This is a genomic window from Microbispora sp. NPDC088329 (genome assembly GCF_040685655.1).
Lineage (GTDB): Bacteria > Actinomycetota > Actinomycetes > Streptosporangiales > Streptosporangiaceae > Microbispora.
The window spans coordinates 155,468-165,214 of the sequence record NZ_JBFBIP010000021.1 but is presented as its reverse complement, the minus strand read 5'-3'; the positions used below and the strand labels follow the sequence as shown (position 1 = coordinate 165,214).

The following is a 9,747-nucleotide window of genomic DNA, read 5'->3' as shown; positions in this document are numbered from 1 at the left end:
GTCCCAGTTGTGGATCACACTGCCCAGCAGGTAGGCGTCGTGGCCCGGGGGAACGGACGACCGCACGCCCTCGGCCGAAGTGCCGGCCGCGAGGCTGAACGCGTTGGAACGCGGGAGGCCCGGCCGCGGGGCCGGGACCGTCGAGTAGCGTGCGGCGACCCCGGACCGGGGGCAGGGGTGACACTCGGCCGGCGCCTCAGGGAACGCGTTGATGCGGGTGGCGAGTGCGACGGGACGCGATGGTGTACCGCGGGCACCTGCGCGTGCGGGTGCGCGGGCCGGCCGCTCCTTCATGGGGCCGGCAGCAGAGCACGTGGGCCGGGTCGGCGAGGTCTTCGCCGGCCCGGCCGCAATCATGCGATCGACCGATTCGTCCGGTGCCGCGATCGGCACGATGTCCGCCCGGCCACGCCGGCTTCTCCACGCTGCCGCCGCCTGGAGCGGACGGCCGCCGGCGGGATCTGACGCTCGCGGCGGTGCGCGGCAGGACCTCGCCCGAAGCGGTGCCGGCGGGGCCGCCCGGTCCGAGCAGGCCGAGGCGACGGCGGGGCGAGGCCCGGGTGAGCGAGGCACCGGCGGGCGGGGCTCGAGTGAGCGGGGCCCGAGTGAGCGGGGCCCGAGTGAGCGGGGCCCGGGTGAGCGGGGCAGCAGTGCAGCGGGGCGCCGGGTGAACGCCGGCCCGAGAGACGCGGGTGAACGAGGTCCGGTGCGTCGCCTCCTGATTCGGGGACTCGCAGGAATGCGTCTCGCCAAGGCTTTCGAACCGCACACCGGCTCGATTCCTGTTTCTGAGCCATCGCTTGTGGATTGCCGGTCCGTCCGAATGACCCTCGGCGCCGCCGGGCTTGCCCTGCCGTCGGCCCGCGACGCCGGGGGTCGCGGCGGAACCGAACTACTCCGCACGTCGTAGGATGCTTGACTGATACTACTGACGGGGTAGTCGGAAAAGTCGTCAGGAAGTCGACGACGCGGGGGAGTCGGCGCGGGAGCATTCCACTAATCGACCCGCTCTGGAAAGGACCAATCCAATGCTGTTCGTCGAGCTGCTGGTGCCGAAGGGCGTTTTCGAGGAGCATGAGCGCCGCAGGTTCGCCGAGCGGCTGACCGGGCGGCGCCTGTTGTCGGACGCTGACGGTGAAACGACGGCCCTGGATTCCGACATGGTCGAACTGTTCAACGCCCTCACTCACGTGGTGGTGCGCGAGGAGGAGATCTGGAGCGTGGGCGGACGCCTCTCCGATGCCTCGCAGGGCCCCAGGTACATCGTGAACGTCATCGTTGGAATGTGGGGCAAGGAGATGAGCGAGCATCTCATCTCCCGCATCACCGCCGAGCTGGGAGAGGTGGAAGGAAATCCCGAACCGCGGGCCGTGGTGAACGTGATCCCCCTACCCGAGGGCGGCTATGGCCTGTATGGACGAGCCCAGCGCCCGTCCGACGTCCCGCAGTTGATGACGAAGACGCTCCGGATTCCGCAGGCGGACTCGGCGGGCATCCAGTACGCCTACGTCATCGAGACGAGGGACGAGCAGGAACAGCGCTGGTCCTCGATCGTCGACTTCGGCGACGTGATCGGGCGCGGAGTGGAAGACGACCTCCCCAGCAGTGCGGGGGACTTCGCACGGGCCACTTTCGACGCCTACCTCAACCGGCTCGTCGACCACGCGCCGGGCGCGGTGGAGTTCTTCCTGTACGAAGACGAGGACGACACTCAGTGGCGCATCCAGATATGGGACGTCCGGGCAACCGGCTACGACCGGATCAGCAGCGTGCCTCCGCCGGGGGACGGCGCCCGGCAGCAGTACCCGCTCGCCCTGCGCGCCGAGCGGATCCCGCCGCAACTGGTCGTCACCTTCCCCGGCGATGTGGTCCGGAGCCGTCTGCAGGCCAAGCAGCTCGCGCGGCAGAAAGCGCGAGAGGCGGGGGCGCCGGAGCCGGGCAAGGGCACGGCGGCGCCGCGGACGGGGCGTGCCGGTGCGGTCTCGCCGGGCCCGGAGGACGCGGCCTGATCGGCAGGACATCGTCGCGCCGGCCCTCGATCCCGCGGCACGTGCGGTGAAAGACGACCGGCGTATGGCGGCGCAATGGCTCCGGGAACTCGTATTTGGTTGCGCCTAAATGAGTTTCTAATACTCGGATGCGCGATTCTCACTTCTCTGGGTCGGCCGCTAGATGGTCACCCGCCGCCATGCTAGCCTCAATTCGAGTCAACGCGGTGTTCTGTGGGAGGTGATGCTGTGGGCGAGCATTCGACGGACGGCTGGCCGTGAGAATCGATGGGCTCGGTCGTGAATTTCTCATCTCTTGAACAATAGCGAATTCTGCTCGTCGGCCGGAAGCCGACGCCGAGGGCGAGCGATGTCGGCGGGCGGACGCGTGCGACGGCGAGCCGCTCCGTGCGGTCGCCGCACGGACGGGAGACCGCCTTCGATGCCTCGCGCGGCCTCAGTGCCGAGGCGCGCGCGTGAGGGGCATGGCCGCTTATCGGCCTCGTCCACTTGCGATGTCGTCCACCTGCGATGTCGTCCACCTGCGATGTCGTCCACCAGCGATAAGGAACTCCGCGAGCATCGCATCGTGGCCGACGCGCTCGCGGGCGCGTCGCGGTCCCACCGCTCGGCTCCGCGAGTATCGAGGCGTCCGTCCATGATCCGCCCCCTGTACGGCATCTTTCCACCCGGGCTCACGGCGTGCTCGTGACGCCGATGCCGAATGCGAGAAAATCGGCCGCTACGCGCCCCACGTCGGCGGTCTGCAACAGGCTCGGCGGGTCGTCCTGGCGCGCCGTTGTCAGCGCACAATACCTCTTCGATTAGTTCCGCGGCCTGCGGATCGCTTCAGATCTCGTAATCGCCTCGTCTTGCTGCTCGAGCGCGCGGGATCACGGTTGAACGCCGGCAGGCGTGTCCTTTCCGCGTGCCTCGTCTCGTGTCGTTGTGCGGTGAGTTTCTGAAGCGCTCAGTAGGCCGATTCGTGACGGTTATCGAGCCGTGCACACGGCAGGAAAGAAAGAGGAAACCAGGGTCATGGTCGATTTGCCGCACGCCGCCAGTGCTGCCGCGGTGATTAGTGAACACGCCCGCTCGACGCCGGAGCGCACCGCGCTGATCTTCGTGGACGACGTGGAGCGGGCCGACGGCGCCACCCAGTGGTCGTACGCCCAACTGGACGCCGAGGCCAGGCGGATCGGCGCATGGCTGCGTGCCCGCTTTCCCGCGGGCGACCGGGTGCTCCTGCTGTATCCGACAGGGCTCGACTTCGCCGCGGCCTTCGTCGGTTGTCTCTACACCGGCATGGTCGCCGTACCCGCTCCACTGCCCGGCCGGTATCGCCATGAGCGCTCCCGGGTGCGCAGCATCGCCGAGAACGCCGCTGTGTCCGCGATCCTGACCGACAACGACAACCTTGCCGCCGTCGCGGAATGGGCCGAGGCCGAAGGGCTCATCGGCACACCCCTGCTGGCCACGGACAGCGCGGACCTGGCGGACCCGGGCGTGTGGACGCCGGAGGACCTGAACCACGAGACGCTCGCGATGCTCCAGTACACCTCGGGCGCGACGGGTGAGCCCAAGGGCGTGATGCTCAGCCACGGCAACATCCTCCACAACGTGGACAGTCAGCGCCGTTCGTGCGCGATAACCCAGGAGACCCGGCTGGGCGGATGGATCCCCCTGTATCACGACATGGGGCTGCTCGGTCAGTTACTGCCCGCGCTGTTGCTCGGTGCCAGCTGCGTGCTGATGCGTCCCAGCGCCTTCCTGCTGCGGCCGCATCATTGGCTCTGGATGATCGACAAGTACGACATCGAGCTGTCGGCGGCCCCCGACTTCGCCTACGAGCTGTGCTGTGCCCGGATCACCGACGAGCAGGTGATCGGCCTGGATCTGTCCCGGTGGCGGTTCTCCGCCGACGGATCGGAGCCGATCAGCGCCGCGACGATGGACATGTTCGCGAAACGGTTCGCCCCGGTGGGCCTCCGGGACGACGTGCTGTGCCCCTGCTACGGCATGGCCGAGTCGACGGTCTACGTGTCCGGCGAACCGTACCGGAAGGCCGTGGTGACCACCGTGGACGCCGATCAGCTCGAACAACACCGGTTCGTGCCGGCCGAGTCCGGCGCCGAACTGGTGAGTTGCGGGACGCCGCGCGACCACGACGTGCTGATCGCCGACGCGCGGACCGGCAAGGTGCTGCCCCCGGGTGTCATCGGCGAGATCTGGCTGCGCGGCCCCAGCATCTCCAGGAGCTACTGGCGCAACGACGCCGCGACCGAGCGGGCCTTCACCCCGGGCGGCTATCTGCGTACGGGCGACCTCGGCACGCTGCACGACGGCGAGCTGTACGTGACCGGGCGGCTCGACGAGGTGATGACCGTACGCGGCCGGTACCTCTATCCGCAGGACATCGAGCGGAAGCTGCGCGCGTGGCATCCCGAACTCGGCAGTGCCGGCGCTGTTTTCACGGTTTCGCTCGCCGAGGCCGGCAGCGAGGACATCCTTGTCGTCACGCACGAGATCAAGGGGCGCCAGCCCGAGGCGCGACTGCGGCAGCTGGCCGTCCAGATCAAGCAGACGGTCGCCCGTGAGTTCGGGGTCCACGTCGACGGCGTCGCTCTGCTGCGGCGTGGCGGGGTGCGGCGCACCACGAGTGGGAAGATCCAGCGCACGGCGATGCGCCGGCTGTTCCTGGACGGCGAGCTCAACGCGGTGTACGTCGACTACGAGCTGCGAGTGGCGAACGCGCTGTGGCTGAGCCGTCAGGGGCCGGCGGGCCGTGACGAGCCGGCGCGGTTCTCCGGGGGCGGCCTCGCCTCCCTTCACTGACCGGCCCGCCGAATCCTTCCACGCCCGCCGAATCCTTCCACGCCCGTCGGGCCCGTCCGGGCCCGACGGGCTGACGCGGTTTCCGGCCGGGGCGCGTCCGCGCCCGGGCATGCCGGGGTCATCGGCAGGCCGGGGTCACCGAGCACGCCGGCATTGCTGGGCGCGCCGGAATCGCTGAGCACGTCGGCGTTACCGGACGAGGTCCGGTGCGGCGTCCTGGGGACTCACCCGAACGCGGTTCACCAGGGGCGTCCGGACCTCGTGCCGTTCTCGTACCCGGGCTCAGTCGCCCTGGAGTGCCTCGGCACGCTGCCCCGGTGCGCTGCGGCGCACCGACCTCAGAACCGCGTCCAGCTCCCGGAAGACCTCACGGGTGCGCGCGGCCGCCGCGGGCACGATGTCCTGCATCACGAAGTAACCATGCACGAGACCCGGTCCGGGCACATAGCGAACGGTTACTCCCGCCGTACGCAGCTTTTCTGCCATTTCCGCTCCCTCGTCACAAAGCGGGTCGAATTCGGCCGTGGCGAGCACCGTCGGCGGCAGATCCCGGACGTCGGCGCTCAGCAGATCGACGGCGGGTTCGCGGCGCTGCCGCGGATCGGGCGCGTACAGCTCGTAGTGCCAGGCCATGTCGTCGACGGACAGCAGATACCCCTCGGCGTGCTCACAGGCCGAGGCGATACGCAGGCTCGGATCCACGGGCGGATACAACAGCAGCTGCGCGGCGAACTCGACGTCGCGGGTGTCGCGCGCGTCGAGCGCGACGCCGAGCGCCATGTGGGCGCCGGCGCTGTCGCCGGCGATCACATGGTCGCGACCGGGAAAGGACCGGCTCGTCCAGCGTGCCGCCGCGATGGCGTCGCGCAGCGGCGTGGGATACGGGAACTCCGGCGCCCGCCGGTAGTCGGCCGAGACGACGACGGCGTTCAGCGACGCGGCCATGGTGCGGCAGCCCCAGTCGTGCGTGTCGACGTCGCCGAGCACCCAGCCGCCACCGTGCAGGTATGTGATCACCCGGCCCTCGTCGGACTCCGGGGTGTACACCCTGCACCGGAACGACCCTCCGTCCGCCGTGCCGATCGTCGTGTCGACGGCGGTCACGGCGGCCTGGGGGCCGTCGTCCAGCCGGCGAGGGCGGATCGCGCTCGCCCGATACTTCTCGCGGGCGTCTTCCACGGTCATCGCACGAGCCGGAGTCGGAGGGCCGCCGGCGCGCTGCCAGGTGATCAGGTTACGGAGTATGCGGTCCAAAGGCATGGCGGCCCTCCTGCGCACTGGATCGATGTGAATTACGAGACCATTGTCTTCGGAAATGCGCCGGCGGTGGCATGGGAAACGCCCTCGCTCCTGTCGTTCGCGATTCATCGCCGAGGTGCCGCATGGCAATCCCGCGCCGGCTTCACCCGCGACGCATTTCATGGAGCCCCCGGTGGTACACCCTATGACACCGGCCGGTTCTCGTGGAGCCGTGAGAAACACATCCGTGGTGGTGTGCTTCTCACATTGCGATAGAACGATTTTCGCCGGTAGGCTTTGCCGGGAAAGTCGGCAGTTTCAGGTGTTGAAAAAGCTGCGGAACCCCCGAATATCTTCGTATTCCGAAGTCGGTCCCGATCTCCACCGCGGGCGGAGGTGCGGCGGGGGAGTGGACGACTTCGGAATACCGCATGCCGGCCGAGGCCGGGTGACACAGTGCATCGCTCTCATCCGTGCGGAGCACTTCGTGGAGTCTGCGCACGCGACGTGGCACGAAGAGAAGGAGATCTGTCATGATCGTCTTAGGCTGCAACGGCTGGTCCCGCGGCGCTGAGATCTTCGCCGAACACTATGGCGCGGTCGGTATCGAGAAGCACTACGTCCTCGGACACGACGCGGGCGCATCCCTGCTGGTGGACGGCAAGCTGGTCGCCGCTGTGGAGGAAGAGCGACTCAACCGGCAGAAGAAGACCTCCGACTTCCCGATAAACGCGGTGAACTGGTGTCTCAAGGAGGCGGGCCTGCAGTTCTCCGACATCGACCTCATCGCGATCCCGTGGAACTTCTCGGGCGAGGTCTTCGACGGAGTGCTGTTCGACCTCGCGTCCACGCCGATGGACCCCTTGGAGAAGCTGGGCCGGTTGAACCGCATCGGCCAGCTGTTCGTCCACGTCCTCGGCCGCGACGCGATACTCGCCGACTTCGCGGCCCGCACCGGGTTCACCCCCGATCCGGACAAGGTGGTGTTCGTTCCGCACCACCTCGCGCACGCGACGACCGGCTACTACATGGCGGGCATGAAGGACGCCGCGTTCCTCATCAGCGACGGCCGTGCCGAGCTGTTCTCCTCGCTGACCGGCGAGATCCGCGACGGCCGGATTCGAATCTTCGAGGACTCGTACATCACCGCGAACGACTCGATCGGCAATCTGTTCGCCTCCATCACGCGATACCTGGGTTTCGTGCCCAACAATGACGAGTACAAGGTCATGGGCCTGTCCGGGTTCGCCGAGCCCCCCTCGCCGAACCCGTTCCTGGAGCACTTCGTCGAGCTTCTCGACGGCGGGCGTTACAAGCTCTGCCGGCCGCACGACCTGGAAAAACCCCTCTGTTTCGACCCCCTGTTCGAGCAGCACTTCGGTCCGCTGCAGGACACCCTCGAATACAAGGCCAACCTGGCCGCCGCGGCGCAGGAGATGCTCACCGTCGTCACGAGCCACCAGCTCCGCGCGCTGGAGGCCAAGACCGACCTGAACCACCTGCTGTTCGAGGGTGGCGTGGCGCTGAACTGCGTCAACAACACCAAGCTGCTCGAGGGATCGCGGTTCGCCGACATGGACGTGAGTTTCGGCGCCAGCGACACGGGCGTCGCCATCGGCGCCGCCGTCTACGCCTGGGCCAACCACCCGGACATGGTCGAGCAGGTGAAGCCCACGCCGACGATCACCCCGTACCTCGGACCTGAGTACGACGAGCCGGCGATCGAGCAGGCGCTGCAGGAGTTCGGCGACCGCGTGGAATGGAAGCGGCTGAACGACGACGAGGTCGTCGACCAGGTGGCCAAACTGCTCACCGAGAAGGTCGTCATCGGCTGGTTCGAGGGCCGGATCGAGCACGGCCCGCGTGCGCTGGGCCACCGCAGCATCCTCGCGAACCCGAAGTTCCCGGACATCAAGGACGTCATCAACACCAGGGTCAAGCACCGTGAGCCGTTCCGGCCGTTCGCGCCGCTCGTGCTCGAGTCGGACGCGCCGAAGATCTTCGAGATGGGCCGCAAAGCCCGCTCGCCGTACATGACGTTCGTCTTCCCGGTGCGACCGGAGTTCCACGACGTGATCCCGGGCGCGACCCATGTGGACGGCACCTCCCGGGTCCAGACGATCACCGACGAGGACACCCCGCGGCTGGCGGCGCTGCTGCGCAGGTTCACCGCGTTGACCGACGTGCCCTGCTTGATCAACACCTCCTTCAACGTGGCGGGCGAGCCGATCGTGTGCGCCCCGGCCGACGCGCTGAACTGCTTCCTGGGCACCGAGATCGACTACCTCGTGCTCGGCAACTACCTCGTCACGAAGGCCGATCCGTCCGCGTGACGTCCGTCCGCACGCGTACCGCCGGGAAGCCGTGACGTCGCCGGGAAGCCGCGCCGCGGCTTCCCGGCGTCGTGCTGCGGCGCCTTCGTCCGCCCGGGCCCTCCTGCCGCGCCGCGACGGCGCCGGCCGGCCTCCTTCGCGCTTTTCCTTCGGTATCGAGGCGATGACGCATGGTGGCGTGTGCCTGCCGGACATTGATTTCTCCAATCCCCTGATGTGAAACACATGGGGATATATGTAAAAATAATCTTTGGTGCGGGGATGCCCGGCTGGTACGGTAATTACCGGTGCTATGGGCATCCGGAACAATCATGTGGTGTCGTGGCGATTACTAGCGCCGAGTCGTCGGCGCGGTCGTTCTGGGGAGACAGGCTGTGCCGCACCAAGCTGCAACCGTAAACACCCCCTGGGAACAAGTTGCGGATTCCATCGAATTCATACCCGCTGCTTATTCCGAAAAGACCGAGCCGGAATCGGTGGCGCAGGAAATGCTGCGCTGCGATTCGGCCGAGATCGACAGGCTGGTCGACGCGGGCCTGCCGTTCGAGTACCGATCCGGGGTGCGCCATTTCGACGCGAACGATCTGTACAACCTCGGCATGTACTCGAACAAGTCGACGACGCAGCCGGAGCTCACGTTCCGGATGCTCTTCCGGTTCGCGGCGCGTCCGCTGGACGATCTGTTGCGCCCGAAGACCTGGGACTTCCGCGTCCGGTTGGAATGCGTCGACTGCGCCGGGGCCGCGCCGTGGCGATTCGAGGAACCGGACGTCGTCCGATTCGGCGGAAGCGTCGCCGATGTGACGAGGCCGGCGGCCGGTTCGGCATCGGCGGAGTACGCGGCGACGGTCACCACGACCGGGGCGCGGACCCCGTTGGTCTCGCCGGTGCTGCGCCGGCTCACCCGCGACTACCTGGACGCCGGCTACCGCTGGCAGATGATCCCCGTCGCCATGCAGGCCGACTACGAGCAGGTGCACGCTCTCGGCGCGACGAGCTGCATCGCGGCGAGCCTGTTCCTGGCCGAGCAGTTCCGCGCGGCCGGGTATCGGGCCGAGGCGAAACGGGGCTGGTTCTGCGGCGTGCTCGGCGGCGCCCTCGACCTGCCGCACGCGTGCGTAGAGGTCGAGGACGACGACGGAGCGTTCAGGACCGTCGACATCGCCAAGGCCCAGCTGGCCGCGCGGCTGTCGCCGGACACCGGAGACTTCCAGGAGCTGTGCCTCGGGTCGATCTACAACAAGGTGATTCCCTCCACCGCCTCCGGTAATGCGCCCTTCGGCTATCACGAATGCGGTTCGCCGCTGCCGATGCGGGTGCACGCAGATATTCGCTCGGTGCGTTCAAGCTGA

At 68.0% G+C, this 9,747-nt stretch carries 5 protein-coding genes and 1 pseudogene; 4 read left to right on the top strand and 2 right to left on the bottom strand.

The window, feature by feature from the left end; genetic code table 11:
- A pseudogene (locus AB0O28_RS31425) lies at positions 1 to 294 on the bottom strand (hypothetical protein); the annotation flags it as partial.
- Between the two features lie 734 nt (positions 295 to 1,028).
- Between AB0O28_RS31425 and AB0O28_RS31420 the strand changes: the two are divergent.
- Entirely contained in the window at positions 1,029 to 2,009 is a 981-nt protein-coding gene (locus AB0O28_RS31420) for a hypothetical protein (protein ID WP_363646178.1), read from the top strand.
- A 1,017-nt stretch (positions 2,010 to 3,026) separates the two neighbouring features.
- Entirely contained in the window at positions 3,027 to 4,823 is a 1,797-nt protein-coding gene (locus tag AB0O28_RS31415; protein ID WP_363646177.1) for a fatty acyl-AMP ligase, read from the top strand.
- 282 nt (positions 4,824 to 5,105) lie between these two features.
- Here AB0O28_RS31415 and AB0O28_RS31410 read toward each other — a convergent pair whose 3' ends face one another.
- Positions 5,106 to 6,008, bottom strand: a complete 903-nt coding sequence (locus tag AB0O28_RS31410) for an alpha/beta hydrolase (protein ID WP_363646176.1) — start codon at positions 6,006 to 6,008, stop codon at positions 5,106 to 5,108.
- 587 nt (positions 6,009 to 6,595) lie between these two features.
- On the opposite strand from AB0O28_RS31410, the gene AB0O28_RS31405 reads away from it, so the two are divergent.
- Both AB0O28_RS31405 and AB0O28_RS31400 read left to right on the top strand, forming a co-directional pair.
- Positions 6,596 to 8,395 (top strand): carbamoyltransferase C-terminal domain-containing protein, encoded by a 1,800-nt coding sequence (locus AB0O28_RS31405; RefSeq protein ID WP_363646175.1) that lies wholly within the window; start codon positions 6,596 to 6,598, stop codon positions 8,393 to 8,395.
- Between the two features lie 374 nt (positions 8,396 to 8,769).
- Complete coding sequence (locus tag AB0O28_RS31400) at positions 8,770 to 9,747, top strand: hypothetical protein (RefSeq protein ID WP_363646174.1); 978 nt, start codon at positions 8,770 to 8,772, stop codon at positions 9,745 to 9,747.

Bases quoted from the DNA above. Each gene is read 5' to 3' on its own strand.
- AB0O28_RS31420 (WP_363646178.1), top strand. From the start codon at position 1,029: ATGCTGTTCGTCGAGCTGCTGGTGCCGAAGGGCGTTTTCGAGGAGCAT.
- AB0O28_RS31405 (WP_363646175.1), top strand. From the start codon at position 6,596: ATGATCGTCTTAGGCTGCAACGGCTGGTCCCGCGGCGCTGAGATCTTC.
- AB0O28_RS31410 (WP_363646176.1), bottom strand. From the start codon at position 6,008: ATGACCGTGGAAGACGCCCGCGAGAAGTATCGGGCGAGCGCGATCCGC.
- AB0O28_RS31415 (WP_363646177.1), top strand. From the start codon at position 3,027: ATGGTCGATTTGCCGCACGCCGCCAGTGCTGCCGCGGTGATTAGTGAA.